Raw genomic sequence first — 21,566 nt, forward strand, 5'->3', positions numbered from 1 at the left:
ATAATATTCAAATCCATTTTTCCATTAACAAAAACAGCAAGGTACTATGACTCGAATAATCATGTTTATTTCTCTGCTATTGGCAGTTGTCGAACTGCAGGCACAGGAATCCCGGCTCCTTCGATTTCCAAATATCAACGGTGATCAGATTGTTTTTACTTATGCAGGTGATCTGTATGTTGTGAATGCAACCGGCGGTACTGCCCGGAAGATCACCAATCACACGGGAATTGAAATGTTCGCCAAATACTCCCCGGACGGCAAGCATATAGCTTTCACGGGGCAGTATGATGGAAATACAGAAGTGTATCTGATACCCTCCACAGGTGGCGTCCCAAAAAGGCTGACTTACACGGCAACCCTTGGCAGAGACGATCTGTCTGACAGAATGGGACCAAACAACATTGTGATGGCTTGGCGTGACAACGAAACCGTAATGTTCCGCAGCAGATGGACAGAACCAAACGACTGGAAGGGACAGCTCTATTTCGCAAATGTAAAGGGTGGTCTCGCTGAACAGCTTCCCCTCCCAAGAGGCGGTTTTGGCACATTCTCACCTGATGGAAAAAAACTTGTTTACAACAGAGTCTTCAGGGAGTTCAGAACCTGGAAACGCTATCGTGGCGGACAGGCGGACGATCTCTGGATTTATGATTTTGATTCAAAGAAAACCACCAGAGTTCAGGAGAATCCTGCTCAGGACATTTTCCCGATGTGGGCAGGCAACAAAATATATTTCGCCTCCGACAGAACCGGAACCATGAATCTCTATTCAATCGATCTTGCAACAAAGCAGGAGAAACAGATTACAAATTTTACCGATTTCGATGTAAAATTCCCCTCGATCGGTGGAAATTACATTGTCTTCGAAAATGCAGGATACATCTATAAACTCGATATTTCAAATGACAAATATTCAAAAGTCGATATCCGGATCAGTGATGACTTTGCCACAGGCAGAGACGGAATTGTTGATGTAAGCCGTAGTATTGCTTCATTTGAAATTTCACCCGACGGAAACAGGGCTCTTTTAAGCGCCAGAGGTGATATTTTTACCGTTCCCGCAAAGAACGGCGCCACCAGAAATCTGACCGCCACCTCAGGAATCCATGAACGCTTTCCCAAGTGGTCACCTGACGGTAAATTCATTGCCTTTATCTCCGACAAAAGTGGAGAGGATGAAATTTATATTACTCCTCAGGACGGTAAAGGTGAGGAAATTCAGATTACCAAAGGCGGAAATGCTTATAAATTCTCTATTCAATGGTCACCCGACAGTAAAAAACTGATCTTCGCTGACCAGAATTATACATTAAACTATGTTGATATCGACTCAAAGACGATTACTCAGGTCGACAAATCGGATGTTTCACCTGTGTTTGCCTACGACTGGTCTCATGACAGCCGTTACATTGCCTACAATAAGGCAGAAGACAATGTATCATCCAGAATATATATCTATTCGCTTGATGATAAAAAAGCTTCTCCTGTAACCGACGGATTTTTTGATGTCGGGCAGCCTGTTTTCTCAAAAGATGGCAAATATCTCTTCTTTACATCGGAAAGGACATTCAACCCGACCTATGGCTGGACTGAATGGAACCACATCTATTCTGACATGACAAAGCTGTATCTGATTACACTTCAGAATTCGACCAAATCACCATTCGAACCAAAAAGTGATGAAGTCACTGTAAAAGAAGACAAACCCGCTCCTGAGAAGAAGGAAGAGAAAGATACCAAAGAGTCGAAAGAGACAAAGGACTCAAAAGAAGGATCGAAGAAGCTCGTTATCGATATTGACGGAATCCTGAACAGGGTGGCAGAAATACCGGCACCGGCAGGAAGTTACGGGAACCTCTCGACAACTGCTGATAAAATTTTCTACTACAGGAGAGGAGCAAGAGAGGACAAATTCAACCTCTACTCCTATAGCCTGAAAGACCTTGAAGAGACAAATCTCGGTGAGGTTGCCGGATATGAAATCTCTGCCGACGAGAAAAAGATGCTTGTAAGAGTCGGAAATTCTTATGGAATTATACCTCTTCCCTCTGCTCCTGTAAAAATAAAAGATGCCCTGAATCTTTCCGATCTAAAGGTATCACTCGACAGAAAAGCTGAATGGAAACAGATATTCAATGAGTCATGGCGCCAGATGCGTGACTTTTTCTATGCGAAAAACATGCATGGTGTCGACTGGGCTGCCGTAAAAAAACAATATGAAGTGCTGCTTCCCTATGTAAATCACAGAGTCGACCTGACCTACATCATCGGTGAAATGATCGGTGAACTGAACATCGGGCATGCCTATGTCGGAGGAGGTGACTATCCCAAAGCTGCAAGAATCGCCCTGGGGCTTCTCGGTGCAAAACTCGAAAAAGATGCCTCCGGATATGTGAAGGTAAAGAAAATCCTTTCAGGACAAAACTGGGACAAAGACTTCCGTTCCCCTCTCACAGAAATTGGCGTAAATGTGAAGGAAGGTGATTATATCATCGCCGTGAACGGAAAATCTGTGAAGGATATGGATAACATTTACGAATCGCTCGTCGACCGTGCAGGAAAACAGGTGGTACTTACCGTCAATACAACTGCTGACGAAAAAGGTTCGAGAGATGTTACCGTGGTTCCGGTTGCAGATGAACAGAATCTTTATTATCTCAACTGGGTTGAAGGAAACATTCAAAAAATTACCAAAGCCACCGACGGAAAAGTCGGCTACATCCACATCCCTGACATGGGTGTAAACGGACTGAACTGGTTTGTTAAATATTACTATCCGCAACTAAACAAAGAAGCCCTTATTATTGACGACAGAGGAAACGGCGGCGGAAATGTGTCTCCTCAAATACTTGAGAGACTCGCCAGAATGCCGGTCATGATGAACTACAGAAGAAATTCCATCAATACATTCAATCCAACCGGAATGCATGTAGGACCCAAGATTCTCCTGATGGATGAGTTCTCTGCGTCGGATGGCGACATCTTCCCTTATCGTTTCAGGGCTTCAGGCCTCGGCAAACTTGTTGGGAAAAGATCATGGGGTGGTGTTGTGGGAATTTCCGGTTCACTTCCCTTTGTCGATGGTGGCACTCTGAACAAACCGGAATTTGGTCCTTATGATCTGAAGGAAGCTAAATGGATTATGGAGGGGCATGGTGTCGATCCTGATATAGTTGTCGACAACGACCCTGCACTCGAATTTTCAGGAACTGATGAACAGCTCAACAAGGGAATCGAACTGATACTGAAAGAACTGGAAAAGAATCCGGTTAAAAAGAATCCTGTTCCCGCTTTCCCGGATAAAAGCAAATAAAAGTCGTAACTGAACATAAAAAAAGGCTGCCTGATCGCCCGGGCAGCCTTTTTTTTAATTAATTACTCTACTTTTTATCTGCAGGTACCAGCTTAAGGTTGTCTTTTGCTCCCTGGTTGTTAGGATCGAGAACCAGAATTTTTTCGTAGGAATCTCTGAAATTTTGTTTCCAGGTATCTTTGAATTCAGGTTTATCCTGACTTTGGAAGTAAAAATAACCCATATAATCATATGCATTAATGAGCTGTGTCTTGAATTTCTCCGGAGTTTTACCTGCGATTGCAATAAAACTGTCAAATACAGGTTTTGCAATTCCAAACTTGGTGGAGTCAAGAGTCTCTATCTGAGAGAGGCACAATGCTTTGTAAAAATAACCGAGAGCAAAGTCAGCCTTTTGGCTTAACAGGCTGTCGAACGCCACAATACCGGCATCGTAATTCTTCCCGAAATAGTAAGCCATTCCAAGGTTGTAATATTCTCTCTGTGCCAGTCCGCGTTCGAGCTGTTCTTTCTTTTTATAACTCTTTGCAGCAGATTCCCAGTCTTTCTTCTTGAAATAGTATGCTGCAACATCACCAAGAAGAGTTGATTTGGTGGAATCGAGATCGACAGCTTTGATGTAATTCAGAACTGCAATCGAGTCGTTCCCGATTTTCTTCTGGTTTTTACCATAAAGTTCGTAATCATACGCTTTGATCTTTGGCTGTTCAACGAATGAGAAATATTTATCGAATGATGCGATTGCATTTGTTGAGTCGCCCGTCATATCGTATGCATAAGCCTGAAGAACCCACATGTCGGCATTCTTTCCATCGCTGGCAAGAAACTCTTTGGTGGTTGCAACTGTCCCGACATAATCTTTTCCGTTATACTGGATAATGGCAAATCTTCTGAGATTGGGAAGTGTCTTTTCCGACTTTTGCAGATATTCTTTATAGTTCTGGATTGCCTTTGCATAGTCTTCCATGTCGTAGTTCATTTCTGCAATCTCACGATATGCAGGAGCGTAGTCAGGGTTGAGTTTCAGTGCATCCTGAAATTTAATTTCGGCAGAACCATATTGCTTGATCAGTCTGTAAACCTGTCCATACCCCACATGTGCGGCAGGCTTATTACTCTGGATATCGAGTGCTGATTTGAAGAATTTAAGTGCATTTGTGCCGTCAGGAATGGTATAATAGATCTTTCCGGCTGCGATCAGGAGATCGTAGTTTTTTGGATCTTTTGAGAGATTTTTCAGGATGGCATCAATTCCAAGTTCGCAAATATCCTTGTCGGCACCACCAACATAAATGGCATCAGAGAGGTCAATGAGAAATTCGACATCATAAATCGTTGTCCCTTTTTTCTCAGTGGAAACTTTTGCGAGTGCCTGCGAAATCAGGTCTTTGGCAAGAGCAAAGTTCTTATCTTTGAATGCGAGGGTGGCGGCTCCAAGCATGTAGTAAGGATCGCCGGCAGCAGTCGCAGTAAATTTATCCAACACCATTTTTGCGCTGTCATTTCTTGCAATATGCTGGTAGGCATGTGCTAAAAAATAACCATACTTAATATTGCCAGGTTCTTCAGCCAGCAACTTGTTGTATGTCAGCAGTGCATTTGTGTAGCTTTCGTTTTCCAGATATTTGTGGGCATCTTTAAGATTTTGAGCATTACTTACTGTGAATGCACCAACAACAAAGAGGAGGGAAAGCAAGATTGTCTTTTTCATATATATTCCGGCTTTACTTGATTTGAATATTTTCGTTTGTTATTTGTAAGATTCTGACGGGCATCCGTGCAGGCACCAGACCAAATCTGAGCACTGTCCGCTGTCCCGGTTCGCTTGCCACATAGGCGGTAAATCCCTGTCCTAAACCTGCCCTGCCTTCAAAGTTCACTGAAGTGAGACTTCTGACGAGCGGATAGAGGGGTGGTTCTCTTTCGGTGTTCACAGTGGGATCGTACCTTTGGGCAACATAGTACTGCCACGGACCGACTGCTTTTTGGTCTGATTTAACAGAATCAGCCACTTCGAGATCGAGAACTTTAACATCTTTTATAAAAGTCGTTTTGTTTGTGTCAGCATCATCGTACACATAAATTGAGCTCAGGAAGCCAATTGCATCTGTATTCGTGGAAACATGACTGATAAGGTCTTTTGGAGTTTTAAGGTCATAAACATTTTTTGCAGTACGGAAATCTTCACCATATCTGGCAGCAAAGAAATTTACTGTTCCGGCGAGTGAGTTCTCGAAAACCAGAGAAAACGGTTCTTTTGCCAGACCTTCTTTTATCTCGTCAAATTTTGTAACCTTGCCGGTGAAAATTCTCATAAGATCGTCGTGGGTCAGGACACCAAGCTTGTTATTCTTGTTCACCAGAACTGCAACTCCGTCATAGGCAATTTTTGTGTTGCGTGCAACCACTTCCCTTTTTGCCATAATTGCGGCTTCTTTTGCGTTCAACTCCCGGGCAATAAAAATGATCTGGACGGAATCCTGGAGAAGAAGGTCGACCACCTTTGATTCTGGTGCATAAATGATGTCGAGAAAAGCATTTGGGTAGAGTGTTTCGAACTGTTTTTCAAGTTCTTCAAAGACAGGTTTGAATGTTTCATCAACGGCGATCTTCTTTTTCCCCATCGTGGGTTCATCAGCCTGACCGGTTGAAATTTTATTTTCACAGGAAGTGAAAAGGAAGGCAACTGTTGCCAAAAATAATACTAGAACTCTATTGATCTTCTTCATTTGAGTTTTCCTCGCGGCTCTCCATTATCCTCTTATACGATCTGTATATCCTGAAGGTTCCATAGACGACCAGTCCGCCCGAGATAAGATACAGCTCATAATCCGAGAGATTCTCGAATAACGGGATGTATCCCAAATATACCACAACACCTGCACCAATGTAGAAGAGTGCCATGAACATTTCAAAATATCTGATAACTTGTGAAAACAATTTCGCGCCGGTTAGTGTTGAAAAGGTACCGTTTAACCTTTAATTTGAAGCGGTATCAAAATTCGTAATTTTTTTAAAGGCAAATATTAATATAAGCAGAAGAAAAAAAATAATTTAGATAATAAACTTTTCATGATGCATTTTATAAGGCATTTTTACTTTTTTTCCGGTACAATAACCTTCCTTTTTTGTATTTTTACACACCCCCTTTATTCATTCATTATGAGACAAGAGATGCTTAAAAAGTTGCTCCTGACGCTGGTCTTTTGTGTGACCACAATTTTAACCCAGTCGGTTGATATTAAAGTAAACAGTTTTCTCGTTTACGGACCCCTTAAAACAACCGGACCGGTTATCCAAACAGAAAAGAATGCCGAAATTAAATCGGTATTTTCAGATGGTGACAATATATTGCCCGTAATCGGGTTACTCGCAGATCGGGATAAATGGGATGTGCTGACTCCTTATTTTCTTGAAAATGTTGATAAGAGCAAAAATTCAATCTATTATGCAGCCTTTTATCTCGAGGTTTCCGATTTTACTTCAACCGATATGAAGGTTACCTCCAGAATGCCATACCGGGTTTATTTCGGAAGTGAGGGTAAAAAATCGAATATCGACGCACCAGACCCCGACACTTCCATCACAAAATCTGTCACAATTCCCCTGAACCTCGAAGCAGGGAAACATCTTGTTGTTATTAAAATACTTAGCGTTGGCAATGTACCCGGCGACAGAGACCTGAAAGTTTCTCTTACACAGCCCAAAGAACCCGGTACTCTTATAACTCCAACAACAGATCCGACCCGCTATACTTCGTTCGAAAGACTGCTGGACGATCCAAAGATACAGAGTGTGTCAATTTCGGGGAACGGCGAGTTCTCGGCTGTGGCAATCAGCCAAAGAAACAAATCGAAGGCTTCATTTGACAGGAATATTCTGATTTTTGAGAATGAAACCGGAAGCCAGGTGCGGACTGTTTCAGTGTCCGGATTTGAGTGGGTAAAAGATGACTCTTATGCATACAGTTCGAGCGGAAATAAAACTTCCTCCATCCATCTCGCCTCGATGAAAAACGGAGCCACTCAAACCCTGATTGAGGGAATTGAAAATCTGTCCGGATTTTTCTTCAGCAAAGACGGTTCCAAACTCTTCTATACTGTTTACAAGGAGGTTGATCAGTTCGAGAACGGAGCAAAAAGACACAAGGGAATCCAGGACAGAGCCCCGGGATTCAGGAATAAATATAAAACACTCTCGTATGACATTAAAACAGGGCTTACCTCTGCTATAACCGGGTTCGACGACAATCTGATTGTCTCCTCCCTCTCCGAAGATAATAAAAAACTTATCCTCACCAGGTCCGATTATGATATGACGAGACGCCCCTATTCGTACACCGATCATTTTATTTATGATTTTGAAACAGGCACTCTCGACTCCCTCTTCAGACTTTTTTACAGTGGCGAAGCTCTGCTTAACTCAAACAATTCACAACTTTACATCACCGGCGGACCCGCACTTTTTGGGAATACAGGAGTAACAACCCCGCCCGAACTTATCCCGAACGACTATAACACACTCCTTTTCCGTTATGATCTTAAATCTAAAAATGTGGAATGCCTGACAAAAACATTTGATCCTGCCATTTCATCTTTCAATCTTGATGACAATTCTGGCATTATCTGGCTTCTGACCACAGATAAAAGTTACAAATCACTCTATTCCCTTTCCTCTGACGGAAAATTTAAAAAAATTGAGTTGCCTGTGAAATCGGTAGAAAAACTCGATTTCGACAAAAAATTCAGGTACGCCATAATCAGCGGTTCAAATCCCGACTACCCCGAACGGGTCTGGCTCTATAATACAAAGACTGGAAAATCGACACTTTTATTCAACCCGAATGAAAACACATATAAAGACATTGTTCCCGGAAAATATGAGGAATTTACCTTCACTTCCGGAAAAGGAAGAACAATAGAGGGAGCGGTTTTCTTCCCACCAAATTATGACCCGAATAAAAAGTACCCCTGCATCGTGAATTACTATGGCGGAACCACCCCTGTTTCGAACCTGTTCGAAGGGCGGTATCCTAAGAACATCTGGACTGCAAATGGCTATATTGTTTTCATTGTACAACCCTCGGGGGCAATTGGCTACGGTCAGCAATTTGCAGCATACCATGTAAACGACTGGGGTGAAGTGGTGGCTCAGGAAATCATCGAAGGGACCAAGGAAATGTTGAAAAGGTATTCGGCAGTCGACCCTACCCGACTTGGGTGCATTGGCGCTTCCTACGGCGGATTTATGACAATGTCATTGATAACGAAGACCGATATGTTTGCTGCTGCAATCTCTCATGCCGGTATAAGTTCCCTGTCGAGTTACTGGGGTGAAGGATTCTGGGGACTTGTTTATTCTGCAGTGGCAACGGCGAACAGTTTCCCCTGGAATCGGAAAGATATTTATGTCGATAAAAGTCCTCTCTTTTCTGCCGACAAAGTGAACACTCCCCTTCTGCTTCTTCACGGAAATGATGATACAAATGTACCCCCCGGAGAAAGCATGACATTCTACACCGCACTAAAATTACTGGGGAAAGATGTGGAATTAATTGAAATTGACAAGCAGGACCATCACATCCTTGACTATGATAAAAGGAAACACTGGTCAAAAACAATTCTTGCTTATTTTGATAAATATTTGAAGAAAAATCCCGCATGGTGGAACTTCCTGTATGAGGGCTCTTCAAAATAATTTTTATGTATATTAGCGGCTTGTAAATCTCTTTTTAATCAATCTAAATAAAGCATATGAGTCTTTATAAATCAATCGCCCTGTTTTCCGATAATCCCCGCTCAATTGATATATATCTCGAATTTGCCAGAGAAGGAAGTCACGACCTCCTTCACCTGGCTAAAAACACCCAAAATTTGAGCGAACTTTCTTCAAAAAAGTACGACCTGATTATCGTGGAGATTTCCCAACCCTCAATGTCTGAAATCGAGTTTATTGACGCGGTTCACTCAAGGGGGGAAACGGCACCTGTTATCGTTATTTCCTCCTATTTCTACGATACGAGAGAGATAGTTTTTGGAGGTAAAATAAGCCATTTTATTCAGAATCCATTGACCGTTGCCAAGCTGAAGGACGCTGTCTCTCTCTTCTTCAAGGATGAAGCGGAGCCGATAAGACCCGCCGAGCCTGACAGTGGAGTCGATAAACTGATTCTTGTGAATAAAAGATTGACTGTGCTTCTCGAGTTGTCCCGCTCCCTTACTTCCATCACTGACCTCGACGAGCTTCTCGCCCACATTATTAAGATGACGGCTGAAGTGCTTGCTGTCGAGAGGGCAACCGTCTTCATCTACGATAAGGAAAAAGACCAGCTTTGGTCGAGAACAGGAATAGGACTTAAGGCGTCTGAAATCAGATTCCCATCGAATCAGGGTGTTGCCGGAGAAATATTCACTTCCGGTGAGCCGTTGATTATCCCGGATCCTTACTCACATCCCGCATTTAACAAGGAATTTGATCTAAAATCAGGGTTCAGAACCAAAAATATTCTCGGTTATCCCTTGAAAAACATTAACGGCGAAGTAATCGGTGTGATCCAGTTGTTGAATAAGAAATCGGGTGAATTTGACCACGACGATGAATCGTATCTTGGAGCCCTTGCGTCAGGTGTTGGGATAGTGCTCGAAAATGCACTTTTGAGAGAGAGTTACAGGAACAAACTTGAAGAAATTCAGGTTGCATATAAGGAACTTGACATTGCACAGGATACAATATTGCGTGAAACAAAATTTGCTACAATTTTCGAGATGAGCGGAATTATTCGTGATGCTGTGGCACATAATAATCCGCTGGGGGTTATTGACAATTTGAGGTCCGACTATTTATACGATTCCAAATTGATTCGATCGCTCGATTTGATCGAGGGTTCAATCAGAAAAATAATTAATGATACCGAACAATTCGCAAAAAATAATGGCCATTAAGCTTTTTCTCTTCCTTTTCCTGATGCTTCTTCCTGTTACCGGTTGTCAGAGAAATCCGGAGGAGGAGACAAAAAAATACGGAGATAAAATGACAGTCGACAAATCGAAACTCGATACAGCCACTTTTGGTGCAGGGTGCTTTTGGTGTGTGGAGGCAGTCTTTCAGCGTCTTAAAGGAGTGGAAAAGGTAATCTCCGGTTATTCTGGAGGAAGTGTAAAAAATCCTTCATACAAACAGGTTTGTGACGGAAACACCGGACACGCCGAAGTGTGCAGAATTTTCTACGATCCTTCCGTGGTTTCATTCACCGAACTTTTGGAGGTGTTTTGGAAGACTCACGATCCCACCACTCTGAACCGTCAGGGAAATGATGTCGGAACCCAGTACCGTTCTGTGGTTTTCTACCATAACGAGGAACAAAGGAAACTGGCTGAACACTACAAACAGGAACTCGATTCATCAGGAATTTTTCCTGACAAAATAGTCACGGAAATATCTCCGGCTCAGGAATTTTATGTGGCTGAAGACTATCACCAGAATTATTTTGATGAAAACGGGAACCAGCCCTATTGCTCATTTGTAATAAAACCGAAAATCGAAAAATTTAACAAAATATTTAAAGATAAAATCAAATAACAACACTTTAACCAAACTGGAGTACAAATGAAATCACATGAGATTGATTACACCATTATAGGCGATGATCTGCAAATGGTCGAAGTTGAGCTCGATCCCGGAGAAACTGTTATTGCTGAAGCAGGTGCGATGTGCTATATGGAAAGCGGTATTGAGTTTGAAGCCAAAATGGGAGACGGAAGTGATACAAACAGCGGTTTTTTTGGAAAGCTCGTTTCTGCAGGTAAAAGAGCCCTCGCTGGTGAATCCATTTTTATGACACATTTTACCAACCGCGGTAGTGGTAAAAAAAGACTTGCTTTTGCTTCGGCTGTTCCCGGGAAAATTATTCCGGTGGATCTTGCTGAGTTCGGTGGAAGACTCTTTTGCCAGAGTGATGCTTTCCTCGCTGCAGCATTGGGAACAAAAGTCAGCATTGCTTTTACAAAAAAACTTGGAGCAGGCTTCTTTGGCGGTGAAGGTTTTATTCTTCAGAAGCTCGAAGGTGACGGAAAAGCATTCATCAACTGTGGTGGCAGCATAATCAGAAAAGACCTGAAGAACGACACTCTCAGAATCGATACAGGTTGTCTTGTTGCCTTTACAGAAGGCATTGATTATGATATCGAAAGAGCCGGAAATCTGAAAACGATGTTCCTCGGTGGTGAAGGAATTTTTCTTGCCACATTGAGAGGTACCGGAACGGTTTATATCCAGAGCCTCCCTTTCTCGAGACTTGCTGACAAAATTATTGCGAGAGTTCCAAAACCCAGCACTACTACTTTCAGTAGCTCAGACTAACCTGATCTAAATTGCAGATAAAAAAAAGGCGGCTCTTCACCGCCTTTTTTTTTGTTTTTAGAATTCAACTTTCAATCCAAAAGTCGGTAGTATCTGAAATCCCTTCTTCACTATCGAACCATCACGATTGATAAATCTCTCTTCATTCACATTTAACCGGCTGTAGGCATTCGAGATGTCGAGAAACATTACCAGTGCAAGTTTCCCCAGTTGCAACCTGTGATCAACTCTCAGGTTCAATGTATGAAAATCATCGAATCTTTCAGAGTTGTTTCCGGTTATTTCCTTTGAATATCTCAGATAGCCGGGATTGTTCATTACATCGGAATAAAAAGTATAAGAGTCTTTTGGTCTTCCGGTGGCATACTTCCACTTCAGTGAAACTGCCCATGCTTCGTTGAACTCGTAACCGAGTAAAATATTGAACAGATTTGGCTGACTGAAGTCTGAATTATACCACCCTTCACCGAGGTCATCATTTCGTTTGCTTTGTGACCAGGAATAGTTAATCTGTCCGTACCAGTTGTCAGTCAATCTTTTTACGATTGAGATATCAACACCCGCTGCCCATCCTTTTCCACCGTTGATTCGTGCGGGAGTTGTACGGTCGGGTCTCACGATCAGATCAGAAAATTCTTTATAGTAGGGTTCAACCGTTAATTTATATTCATCGGAGAGATATGCGGTTACACCTCCGATAAAATGAATCGATCGTTCATTCTTCAGCGATTTGTTTCCGTTGAATTCGGTAATGAGCAGAAAATCGGGTGCCTGATAATAAACTCCGGTGGCAAAGTTGATTCTGATGTTTTCGGCAGCAAACCACGCAAGACTTAATCTTGGTGAAAAATTGTCTGACTTGCTGAATCCTGTTCTTTCATATCTTCCTCCAATATTGTAGCTGAATGACTGTCCAAACTTTCCGTTCAATTCGGCAAAGAAACTTCCATTTACTGCATTGTCACTGAAGATATTGTTCACCATTCCGGGAGTGACGATCAAATATTTTTTTGAAGGGTCTGGTCTGAAATCATTCCTGTCGAATGTATAAACGGTATCAGTCCTTGAAAGAATAAAATCGTATGATGCTGAAATTTGGCTGATCTCGAATCCCGAGGATACACCAAGTTGTTTGCTGAACTGGTGATTGAACTCGAATTTCACACCGGCTTCCTCTTCGAATCCGCTGTTACGGTAAAGATCCTGAACTATCCCGGCCTGCTCTTTTGCCGGCCGGATTCCATTAACCGGATCGTTGATTACCCTTCCGAGTGTAACCGCCACATCTTTGTTTTTGTAATAACCCGTCAATGTGAAATAACTGTTACTCCCCAACAGACTTCTCCAATTGATGCCGAAAACTCTTTTTGTCTCTGTTTGACGAATAAGGTCGGTATCAAATGCCTTATCGCTTTCGTAAACATGGTCAATGTTTCGGTCGAACAGTTCCGGTGAGAAGATGCCCACCACTGTTATTTTGTTACCATTTTCGAACCGGGTCGTGCTCTTGAAAAGAATATCCATGAAGGAAGGATCGCCGAGTTCTTTTTGGCCCGTCCACTGAAGAATATTTCTGAAATCCTGTTTTCTTGCAGAAAAGAGAATCGAAGTGTTCTTGTTGATAAACGATGGACCGTCATAATTCACTTCCCATCCAAGAATATCATAGGTACCGTTCACAGTAAATCCGTCAAAATTGCCCTCCTTCAATTTCAGGTCGACAACCGAGGAATTTTTCCCGCCGTACCGCGATGCAAATCCGCCTGCCTGAAATGTTGCCGCATCAATCACTCCCGGTGTGAAGATCGAAAATCTGCCTCCCTGCACTTCCTGATCTTCATTTCCTCTGTCAAAGTGAGCAATCCTGTCAAAAGGGATATTGTCCACGAGTATGATATTGTCCTTTGGACTTCCTCCTCTGACCGAGAATGCTGTAAATTCCCCTCCGGCGCTGCTGACACCGGGAAGAGTCTCAATGGCTCTGAAGATATCTCCACCTGCTCCCGGTGTTCTAAGTATCTCTTCCCTGTTATACCCGAAAGTGTTGATCGTATTGCTCTGGTCATCATTGAACAGTCCTGCCCTGATGGTAACCTCCTTGCCTACAACCGGAGCCGGAACAAGCTCGACCTCACGAACACCCGTCACTTTTTCGCGGATTACCCGTGTGTCCTTTTCGAGATGAGTGCCATAACCAACGAATGAGAATTCCACTCTGTAGATTCCTTCCGGAATCTTATCGACTTTGTATTTTCCGTTGTAATCAGTGACGGCACCAAGCTGAGTGCCGAGAACTCTGACAGTAACCCCGGGCAATGGTTGTTTTGTGTCCTGATCATACACAAATCCTGATATACTGCCTGTGTTCTGACCGAAAACCAGTCCGGTAACAAGTATTAAAAAAACTATTAAACGCATTGCTGCCTCTTTATTTTTGATTAATTATGATTGATTATTTAATTAACACTGTTTAGTTTTATGCCAAAAAAATTTAAGTATGCACTACTTCATTTAACATTGAATCAATTGTGCTGTTAATTAGTGCCTGAAGGTCATCACCTTTAACTTCATTTACTCTTTGCCTGTTTACAAGTGAAACAATGCCGTGAACAAAGGACCAGAGTCCAAAAGCCACCGGCATGGGAGGACCCTTCTTTACCACTCCCTTTTCCATCGCATATTCCACTGCACGGTGAAGCACCATAAAACTCTCGCGACCCTCTGTCCACTCCTTTGTTTCGCCGTATTTTTTCATCGGAGCTCTGGCTATAAACATCAGATCGTAATATTCAGGGTGCTCAAGACCGAACCTGACATACATCCTCCCGAGTTCTTTCACTCTTTCTCTGGGGTCTGTCACAGATTCTGCCTGACGAAGAAAATTGTAAAACTTCACAAAACCTTCCTGCTGAAGATTGCTCAGTATCTCATCCTTGTCCTGAAAATAGAGATAGATGGTAGCGGGAGAATATTCGATTTTGTCCGCAATCTTTCTTATTGAGACATTCTCATACCCTTCATCGATAAACAGTTGTATGGCTGTATCGAGAATCATCCTCCTTTTTTCATGTTTTTCTCTCTCTTTTCGCTCGCTGATTCCCATAAAAGCCTCGTTTACTGAACAGTGTTTATTTTATATGCAAAGTTAAGTATTTTAACATATCCATGTCAAGAACTTTTTTTTATTTTTTCTTGCATCGTAATTTTATCTATCGTATATTTACGATATACAATTAAGGAATTCCATGGCATTTTCTAAAAAAGAACAATTTACCGATGAAGAGATCTGGCTTGCGGATATTGCAAAGTCACTTTCTCATCCGGCACGAATAAATATCCTGAAAATACTCAACCGGATGAACAGTTGCATGGTTGGCAGTCTTGTGGATCAACTCCCCCTTTCGCAATCAACAGTCTCACAACACCTTGGCGAGCTGAAGAGAATCGGACTTATAACGGGAGAGATTGACGGACCTAAAATCTGCTACTGTATCAATAAAGAAACATTAGCCAAAGCCAAGACGGCAATGGACAAACTTTTTACTCACATAGGCTGTTGCTGACAGCCTGATAAAAGGAACAAAACAATGAACAACAACGAAAAAATGAAAAACATAGTTAAAGACAGATATTCCAAAATCGTCATCAATGCAACACAGTCAAGTTGCTGTGGACCGCAGACAAGCTCCTGCTGCTCTGATACAGAGGATTTCACAGTCTTTTCAGATGACTACACAAATCTCCCCGGCTACACTCCGGATGCCGACCTTAACCTCGGGTGCGGCTTACCAACCGAGTTTGCCGGTATAAAAGAGGGTGACACCGTGATTGATCTCGGTTCGGGAGCAGGAAACGATGTTTTTGTTGCAAGAGCACTGGCTGGAGAAAGGGGAAGAATAATAGGACTCGACTTCACAGAAGCGATGATTCAAAAAGCAAACGAAAACAAAACCAAACTCGGTTATGAAAATGTTGAATTTGTCTTCGGAGACATAGAAAAAATGCCAATCGAGGATAATCTGGCAGATGTAATTGTATCAAACTGTGTACTGAATCTCGTACCCGACAAAGAGAAAGCATTCAGCGAAGTTTACAGAACAATGAAACCCGGTGGACATTTCTGCATGTCAGATGTGGTGCTCCAAGGTGAGCTCAGAGACGAGTTGAAAGAATCCGCAACACTCTATGCTGGCTGTGTCGCCGGTGCCCTGCAGCAGGAAGATTATCTTGAGATCATAAAAAATGCGGGATTCAAAAACATCGAAATAAAGAAAAGCAAACGAATTACACTTCCTGACGAATTACTTCAAAAGTATCTGGATGAGGCAGCATTAAAAGCGTTCAGAGAGAGTGGTGCGGGAATATTCAGTATTACTGTAGTCGGCGAGAAATAAGTTCGAAAAAAACTAATAACTAATAAATCAAAACTCATAACTAAAACCCGGTACCCCCGGCAGGAATCGAACCTGCGCACATGGCTCCGGAAACCAATGCTCTATCCACTGAGCTACGGGGGCAATATAATTCGGACTGCAAATTTAACAAATTAAACCGTATTTACCTAAAAAAGCCCCGGTGGTTGCCGGGGCTTTTTAATTTTGTCTCAGATTTTACGGATTAGAGATACTATTGCAACTGGAATCTGATAGGAACAGTTACCTGAACATTCACAGGCTGACCGTTTTGCTTACCGGGATTCCAACGGGGCATCATCATGACCACACGAAGAGCTTCTTCGTCGCAGCCACCACCGATACCACGGGCAACTCTTGGAGAAGATATCTGACCGGTTTTTGATACTGTAAAGGTAACAATAACCTGACCCTCGACGCCTGCTCTCTTGGCAATTTCAGGATAAGCTATATTCTGTCCTAAGAAAGCATACAGCGCACCATCTCCACCAGGGAAGGAAGGCATTTCTTCGGCAAATGTAAAGACTTCATCTTTCGTGTCTTTCTTCACATCTTCCTTGGATACATCGGGTTTTTTGTCATCGAGACCATCGGTAAATTCAACATCAGCATCTCCACGGATATCGCCGTTACCATCAACACCCTGACGGGTAACAGTACCGACATTTTTATCCTTCAGTTCTTCAACTGTTGGAGGAGCTTCCTCTTTTACCTGATCATCCGGCTTGATAACAGGAGGAGTAAATTTGACAGAGGCTCTTTCAGGAGCTTTTTTCTCCTGTTCTTTGAAGACTGTCTCTCTCTTCTCTTTCTCCTTCTGCTTCTTCATGTTCTGGAGTTGAGCTTTCACATCCATCGTTACTGACTTCTGGTCGCTTGCAGTACTTTTCTCGATAGCGTTGATAATCATCGGCATCGAGATTGCAGTACTAAAGAAAAGTGCAGTAATAATGAGAGCTATAGTCACGAACTTGCCGTATAGTTTACGAAAAACATAGGCACCGTATTCCTTGTTTTTCAGAGCAAAAACTATATCAGTTAAATCAACTTTTGCCATTTTACACTCTCACTTTTTACGGTTATTGTAAATACTCAAGTCAGACTCCGCAACGTCAACTATGGCGTATTTCTTCACTTCAGTAAAATTCATCATATCCAGCACATCAACCAGGTTTTGATATGACGACTTATCAGTAGGTTTGATAACAACAAACAAATTTGTTTTCTTTGTTTTCGGGTCATCATCCGTTTCAAGCTCATTTTGCTTTTTGGCAATATCAGCTCTTAATTTTTCGTATGCAGCCTTGTTCCTTGGTTCGAACTGAGGTATCGATACGGTTTTAGCTGTATCCAAACCGAAATAATAGATGAGCGTGTCTTTACCACCAATGATGATGGTCATAGCCTCACTCTGCCTTAACTCGGTCTGATTTATTTTCTGTTCCTCCTGTTGTTCTTTATCTTTAACAGGCATCACAATGTCCATTACTTGCGGCTTGCTGAAGGTTGTGGTAAGCATAAAGAAAGTAACGAGCAAGAAAGCCAGATCCACCATTGGTGTCAAGTCTATACGCGTAGACGCTTTCTTGGGTCCTTTCTTTTTACCTTTACCATGTCCCCCCTTCGCCGAGGTATCCAGTTCAGCCATTTTTCAATATCCTTTTCTAATTCTTAGCTTTCAGCTCTGTTACAAACTTGAACTTGTTAAGGTTTTCCTCCTGAAGAATCGCAATGATTCTCTTGATAACGGGGTAACCTGCATTTTTATGTCCTTTTATGGCAACGCTGGGCACTTTTTTAGTCGTGACTCCCTGCATTATATACCAGGCATCCAAACTGTTTGTAACCCACTTTCCGAGCTCGTTATTAGCTGTGTCGATGGGGATACCACCCATGAACTCCTTGTTCTTTCGCTCGAAAGATTCTGCTTTCAACAACTTTTTGAAGTTACTCAAAGAAGTTCCGAAACTTCCAATCTTTCCGAAAGCATTAATCTCTTCATTTGTCAACCCGAGATCATATGCGTCGTTCATGGCAGCCATTACCGTCTTTTTCAATACTTCGTGGTTATAGATTCCGAAGAATGTCCTTCCGGCTGAATCGATGGTAATAGTAAACACATCCACATCCGGCAACTTCGATTTTGAGATCGACCCCGGAGTCTGAACAGTTACTGCCTCGTCAGGTTTGAACTGGGTTGTCAAAATAAAAAATGTAAGAAGCAAGAATGACACATCACACATAGCCGTCATGTCAACCAGCGTGCTCTTACGAGGTATTTTTACCTTTGGCATTTGTTAACTCACATTTTTATTTGTTTTTTGCAATAAATTGCTGTGTAATGGCAACACCGGCTTCATCGATGCTATAAGTCATTTTGTCGATTTTGGTCGTGAAATAGTTATAGAACACGATAGCGAAAGCTGATGAACCGATACCAAAAGCTGTATTGATGAGCGCCTCAGAAATACCTGTTGCAAGAGCTGATGCATCAGGTGCACCTGCGTTTGCAAGAGCGGCGAACGCTCTGATCATACCCAATACTGTTCCCAAAAGACCAACGAGGGTCGAAAGGTTTGCAAGTGTCGACAGGATTACGAGATTCTGTTCGAGAACAGGAAGCTCAAGTGATGTAGCTTCTTCAAATTCCTGTTTGATTGCAACAACTTTTTGATCCTTTGTAAGTCCGGTTTCATTCAACATTTCTTTGTATTTGAGAAGACCGGCTTTTACAACATTGGCTACTGAACCTCTCTGTTTGTCACATTCATTGATAGCCACTTCAAGATCAGCTTCCTTGCCTGAAAGAAGTGAATAGACTTTAGCTATAAAATTAGCGACATTTCCTTTTCCTCTTGCTTTACGGATTACTATAAATCTCTCTACAGCGAATGTCCATACTGAAAGGAACATGGTCATAAGAATCGGTACAATAAAACCGCCTTTATAAACCATTCCGAGGTAATTTCCAACTTTAGGATCCTTCGAAGGATCATTTCCCTGGAAATTCTCCGGGTTACCCATTACGAACATGTAAATCAAAACTGCAATTACAAAAAGCACAGGAATGGCAACAGCTGCAAATCCCGAAAAGAATGCTTTTAGAGGTGATTGTTTACTCACAGTTAACTCCTATATCTGGTTAATTATACTTGTTTAATTCTGAAAATGTTTCGAATAAAAATGTTTCATTCATACGAGTATAAAATTAACAATTTTTAAGATAACGAAAAAAACATTTATTCGTTAATTCGATTTTTATTCAACTTTTTTTTTTGTATCTTACTTTTCCAAATGGACGGCTAAAATGCCGGATAAACCGAAATGTCGACCCGGAATCTGACAAAATTTTCAGTTTACCGAAAGAAAGTGACTTCGGTCAATTCAAATGTCCCGGGGAATCTTAAATTACATTTTCATATTCAGGATTTTATTTTTTTTAACCGTAATATGCCAAAAACCCGTAAATTATTTTTTATAGTTATCGCTGCATGTATTACAATTGCAGCACAAAAAGGATATATACTCCCTCAACTCGGTCACGCAGGCACGATCAATGCTCTTGCATTTTCCGGTGATGGCAGGTTTATTTTTTCTTCATCAGAAGATAACACGATCATTATGTGGGACGCAGCCACACTCGACCAGTTGAATATCTTTGGCGGTCATGGAAAGGCTGTGGTTTCATTTAATGTTGCCGATGGAAATAAAAGAATCATCAGCAGATCGGAGGATAATTCCTTCTCGGTGTGGGACTGGTTGACTGGTGAACAGCTTTTAAATGCTGAAATTCCCGGTGGTTATAAATCAGACATGTTTCTGGATAAATCTGAAAGTGTCCTCCTCTTCGTAACTCCGGATTCGAAGCTTTTTACATGCGATCTTGAAGAAGACGATAGCCCTGTGGAAAGAGGCACCCTCCCTGTTGCAGATATTGCCGCAATCAATTTTCAAAAAGATGTAGAAATTTTTGCTGTTGCTGATCCATCGGGTGAAGTCTTCCTTATAAACGGTGAAGACCTCTCGGTAATTGGGAAAATGTATCAGAGCTCAAAAAACAGTTTTCATGAGCTCATATTCTCACCCGACGGCAAATACCTGGCTGGAATTACTGACGATTCTGTAATCTATGTCTGGAATGTGAGCAACAAGTCGATTGTTTTCAGCACAAGGGGTGAGACAGGATTGCCCCCAAGAGTTGCATTTTTCAACAATTCAAACTTTTTTGTTTATTTCCTGAGTGATATTAAAATTTCAGGATATGACCTGGTAAATAAATCCGAAGTTTTTTCGCACAAACCGATGGGAGACATAACTGCGATAGCAATCTCAGGTGACGACAAAAAACTCGCAGTCGCTTATTTTGATAAATCAGTAGTGCAGTTTGAAATCCCATCTCAAAAAGTTATTAACTCTCATGAACCTGTTGTTGAAAAGGTTACGCAAATAAAATTCAGCGCTGATAATTCAATACTTTTGATGGCTACCAACAATTCTTCTTTTCACATATGGAATAAATTTAGCAGTGAGCCACGAAAATATCTGCAAACCTGGGACGGCTTAATTTCAGCCATGGACATTTCTCCGTCAGGCACTCATTTTGCATATGGCACAATGGATGAGACGATCAGAATTTACAACACCTCTGATGCAACTGAAATCAATACCATTTCGGGGAAGCCGGGTACATTTATTAATGTGATTAAATGGAGTAAAACGGACCGTCAGCTTGCCGCCGAGTCAGAAAATCATACGATCAAATTCTGGGATATTATGGATGGGAGCAGATTAAAAACTTTTTCCGGTCCACAAAAATCGATAGGTACCATCTCTGTAAGCGATGACGGGAAATTGATGGCAGCAGGTGGAGTAGAAGGTAATATTTACTTGTGGGACATCAATTCTGAAAGCCTTATTAAAAAATTCGGTGATTTCAACTCACCCGTCACAGGTATCAGTTTTATTAAAAAGGGTAAAGAACTTGTTTCCACCTCAGGAAATGGCGACCTCAATTTTTTCAACACAGAAAATTTTTCCAAAAAAGCGGGTCGGTTAAACTATCAGAATTCTTCTTCTCTGGTTGCATTCTCACCGTCAGGTGAATATGTTGCTGTTTCGAGCGAAAACACCAACTATTTCTTTATTCAGAAAGTGTTCGACACCCTGGCACCCAGGATGGTGGACATCGCATTTGGTCCAATTGATGCCCTTGAATTCTCCGGAAATTCTAAGTTGCTTCTCGCCTCCTCTGCAGACAGAGGGCTTTACATATTGGATGTCGCCACCGGAAACCAGCTTGGAACACTCTATTTCTTCGGGTCCGGTGACTGGGCTTTCATCGCAGCGAATGGTGAATTCGAAGCATCTGAAGGAGGATTGGACTTCCTGAAGTACATCGACAACAACCTGGCATACCCGATTGACAAGAGTGTAAAAAGCCAATATAAAGAGGGCCTCCTCAGTTCGATCCTCTTTTAATC

17 protein-coding genes and 1 tRNA gene are annotated in these 21,566 nt (G+C 42.0%); 8 read left to right on the forward strand and 10 right to left on the reverse strand.

The window, feature by feature from the left end; all coding sequences use genetic code 11:
• Nucleotides 1-46 precede the first annotated feature (46 nt).
• Nucleotides 47-3,316: a PDZ domain-containing protein gene (locus LCH52_09580; protein MCA0388732.1), complete on the forward strand. Its 3,270-nt coding sequence runs from the start codon at nucleotides 47-49 to the stop codon at nucleotides 3,314-3,316.
• Between the two features lie 67 nt (nucleotides 3,317-3,383).
• Here LCH52_09580 and LCH52_09585 read toward each other — a convergent pair whose 3' ends face one another.
• The 3 genes from LCH52_09585 to LCH52_09595 are packed head-to-tail and all read right to left on the reverse strand — an operon-like array spanning nucleotide 3,384 to nucleotide 6,256.
• Nucleotides 3,384-5,027: a hypothetical protein gene (locus tag LCH52_09585; protein MCA0388733.1), complete on the reverse strand. Its 1,644-nt coding sequence runs from the start codon at nucleotides 5,025-5,027 to the stop codon at nucleotides 3,384-3,386.
• Nucleotides 5,028-5,040: 13 nt separating this feature from the next.
• Nucleotides 5,041-6,045 (reverse strand): substrate-binding domain-containing protein, encoded by a 1,005-nt coding sequence (locus LCH52_09590; GenBank protein ID MCA0388734.1) that lies wholly within the window; start codon nucleotides 6,043-6,045, stop codon nucleotides 5,041-5,043.
• A complete protein-coding gene (locus tag LCH52_09595; GenBank protein MCA0388735.1) occupies nucleotides 6,029-6,256 on the reverse strand; it encodes a hypothetical protein in 228 nt (75 codons plus the stop codon). The genes LCH52_09590 and LCH52_09595 overlap by 17 nt, the downstream gene beginning before the upstream one ends.
• A 234-nt stretch (nucleotides 6,257-6,490) precedes the next feature.
• Between LCH52_09595 and LCH52_09600 the strand changes: the two genes are divergently transcribed.
• From LCH52_09600 to LCH52_09615, 4 genes are read left to right on the forward strand one after another with little or no spacing between them, the layout of a single operon-like run.
• Nucleotides 6,491-9,013, forward strand: coding sequence for a prolyl oligopeptidase family serine peptidase (locus LCH52_09600; protein ID MCA0388736.1), 2,523 nt, complete (start codon nucleotides 6,491-6,493; stop codon nucleotides 9,011-9,013).
• 56 nt (nucleotides 9,014-9,069) lie between these two features.
• Nucleotides 9,070-10,257 (forward strand): GAF domain-containing protein, encoded by a 1,188-nt coding sequence (locus LCH52_09605; GenBank protein MCA0388737.1) that lies wholly within the window; start codon nucleotides 9,070-9,072, stop codon nucleotides 10,255-10,257.
• The gene (msrA, locus tag LCH52_09610; protein MCA0388738.1) at nucleotides 10,247-10,894 is read left to right on the forward strand and encodes a peptide-methionine (S)-S-oxide reductase MsrA; all 648 of its coding nucleotides are present in this window, start codon (nucleotides 10,247-10,249) and stop codon (nucleotides 10,892-10,894) included. Before LCH52_09605 ends, msrA begins: the two co-directional genes overlap by 11 nt.
• 27 nt (nucleotides 10,895-10,921) lie before the next feature.
• The gene (locus LCH52_09615; GenBank protein ID MCA0388739.1) at nucleotides 10,922-11,674 is read left to right on the forward strand and encodes a TIGR00266 family protein; all 753 of its coding nucleotides are present in this window, start codon (nucleotides 10,922-10,924) and stop codon (nucleotides 11,672-11,674) included.
• A 57-nt stretch (nucleotides 11,675-11,731) separates the two neighbouring features.
• On the opposite strand, the gene LCH52_09620 is transcribed toward LCH52_09615, so the two are convergent.
• Nucleotides 11,732-14,092, reverse strand: a complete 2,361-nt coding sequence (locus LCH52_09620) for a TonB-dependent receptor (protein ID MCA0388740.1) — start codon at nucleotides 14,090-14,092, stop codon at nucleotides 11,732-11,734.
• Nucleotides 14,093-14,165: 73 nt separating this feature from the next.
• The gene (locus LCH52_09625) at nucleotides 14,166-14,777 is read right to left on the reverse strand and encodes a TetR/AcrR family transcriptional regulator (GenBank protein ID MCA0388741.1); all 612 of its coding nucleotides are present in this window, start codon (nucleotides 14,775-14,777) and stop codon (nucleotides 14,166-14,168) included.
• Nucleotides 14,778-14,919: 142 nt separating this feature from the next.
• On the opposite strand from LCH52_09625, the gene LCH52_09630 reads away from it, so the two are divergent.
• Nucleotides 14,920-15,237 carry a metalloregulator ArsR/SmtB family transcription factor gene (locus tag LCH52_09630; protein MCA0388742.1) on the forward strand — a complete coding sequence of 106 codons (318 nt, stop codon included), beginning with the start codon at nucleotides 14,920-14,922 and terminating at the stop codon, nucleotides 15,235-15,237.
• A 24-nt stretch (nucleotides 15,238-15,261) separates the two neighbouring features.
• Nucleotides 15,262-16,068: an arsenite methyltransferase gene (gene arsM, locus LCH52_09635; protein ID MCA0388743.1), complete on the forward strand. Its 807-nt coding sequence runs from the start codon at nucleotides 15,262-15,264 to the stop codon at nucleotides 16,066-16,068.
• Nucleotides 16,069-16,119: 51 nt separating this feature from the next.
• On the opposite strand, the gene LCH52_09640 is transcribed toward arsM, so the two are convergent.
• The 5 genes from LCH52_09640 to LCH52_09660 all read right to left on the reverse strand — a co-directional run bounded on the left by LCH52_09640 (nucleotide 16,120) and on the right by LCH52_09660 (nucleotide 19,209).
• Nucleotides 16,120-16,191, reverse strand: a tRNA-Arg gene (locus tag LCH52_09640).
• Between the two features lie 109 nt (nucleotides 16,192-16,300).
• The gene (locus LCH52_09645) at nucleotides 16,301-17,143 is read right to left on the reverse strand and encodes an energy transducer TonB (protein ID MCA0388744.1); all 843 of its coding nucleotides are present in this window, start codon (nucleotides 17,141-17,143) and stop codon (nucleotides 16,301-16,303) included.
• Nucleotides 17,144-17,152: 9 nt separating this feature from the next.
• Nucleotides 17,153-17,734: a biopolymer transporter ExbD gene (locus tag LCH52_09650; GenBank protein ID MCA0388745.1), complete on the reverse strand. Its 582-nt coding sequence runs from the start codon at nucleotides 17,732-17,734 to the stop codon at nucleotides 17,153-17,155.
• A 16-nt stretch (nucleotides 17,735-17,750) separates the two neighbouring features.
• Nucleotides 17,751-18,380 carry a biopolymer transporter ExbD gene (locus LCH52_09655; GenBank protein MCA0388746.1) on the reverse strand — a complete coding sequence of 210 codons (630 nt, stop codon included), beginning with the start codon at nucleotides 18,378-18,380 and terminating at the stop codon, nucleotides 17,751-17,753.
• A gap of 16 nt (nucleotides 18,381-18,396) precedes the next feature.
• Nucleotides 18,397-19,209: a MotA/TolQ/ExbB proton channel family protein gene (locus LCH52_09660; protein MCA0388747.1), complete on the reverse strand. Its 813-nt coding sequence runs from the start codon at nucleotides 19,207-19,209 to the stop codon at nucleotides 18,397-18,399.
• A gap of 327 nt (nucleotides 19,210-19,536) precedes the next feature.
• On the opposite strand from LCH52_09660, the gene LCH52_09665 reads away from it, so the two are divergent.
• Entirely contained in the window at nucleotides 19,537-21,564 is a 2,028-nt protein-coding gene (locus tag LCH52_09665) for a hypothetical protein (GenBank protein ID MCA0388748.1), read from the forward strand.
• Nucleotides 21,565-21,566 lie beyond the last annotated feature (2 nt).

This window comes from Bacteroidota bacterium (assembly GCA_020161395.1).
Lineage (GTDB): Bacteria > Bacteroidota > Ignavibacteria > Ignavibacteriales > Ignavibacteriaceae > UTCHB3.

Excerpts from the sequence above, each read along its gene's own strand:
- LCH52_09580 (MCA0388732.1), top strand. The coding sequence starts at position 47 with ATGACTCGAATAATCATGTTTATTTCTCTGCTATTGGCAGTTGTCGAA.
- LCH52_09585 (MCA0388733.1), bottom strand. The coding sequence starts at position 5,027 with ATGAAAAAGACAATCTTGCTTTCCCTCCTCTTTGTTGTTGGTGCATTC.
- LCH52_09590 (MCA0388734.1), bottom strand. The coding sequence starts at position 6,045 with ATGAAGAAGATCAATAGAGTTCTAGTATTATTTTTGGCAACAGTTGCC.
- LCH52_09600 (MCA0388736.1), top strand. The coding sequence starts at position 6,491 with ATGCTTAAAAAGTTGCTCCTGACGCTGGTCTTTTGTGTGACCACAATT.
- LCH52_09605 (MCA0388737.1), top strand. The coding sequence starts at position 9,070 with ATGAGTCTTTATAAATCAATCGCCCTGTTTTCCGATAATCCCCGCTCA.
- msrA (MCA0388738.1), top strand. The coding sequence starts at position 10,247 with ATGGCCATTAAGCTTTTTCTCTTCCTTTTCCTGATGCTTCTTCCTGTT.
- LCH52_09615 (MCA0388739.1), top strand. The coding sequence starts at position 10,922 with ATGAAATCACATGAGATTGATTACACCATTATAGGCGATGATCTGCAA.
- LCH52_09620 (MCA0388740.1), bottom strand. The coding sequence starts at position 14,092 with ATGCGTTTAATAGTTTTTTTAATACTTGTTACCGGACTGGTTTTCGGT.
- LCH52_09625 (MCA0388741.1), bottom strand. The coding sequence starts at position 14,777 with ATGGGAATCAGCGAGCGAAAAGAGAGAGAAAAACATGAAAAAAGGAGG.
- LCH52_09630 (MCA0388742.1), top strand. The coding sequence starts at position 14,920 with ATGGCATTTTCTAAAAAAGAACAATTTACCGATGAAGAGATCTGGCTT.
- arsM (MCA0388743.1), top strand. The coding sequence starts at position 15,262 with ATGAACAACAACGAAAAAATGAAAAACATAGTTAAAGACAGATATTCC.
- LCH52_09645 (MCA0388744.1), bottom strand. The coding sequence starts at position 17,143 with ATGGCAAAAGTTGATTTAACTGATATAGTTTTTGCTCTGAAAAACAAG.
- LCH52_09650 (MCA0388745.1), bottom strand. The coding sequence starts at position 17,734 with ATGGCTGAACTGGATACCTCGGCGAAGGGGGGACATGGTAAAGGTAAA.
- LCH52_09655 (MCA0388746.1), bottom strand. The coding sequence starts at position 18,380 with ATGCCAAAGGTAAAAATACCTCGTAAGAGCACGCTGGTTGACATGACG.
- LCH52_09665 (MCA0388748.1), top strand. The coding sequence starts at position 19,537 with ATGCCAAAAACCCGTAAATTATTTTTTATAGTTATCGCTGCATGTATT.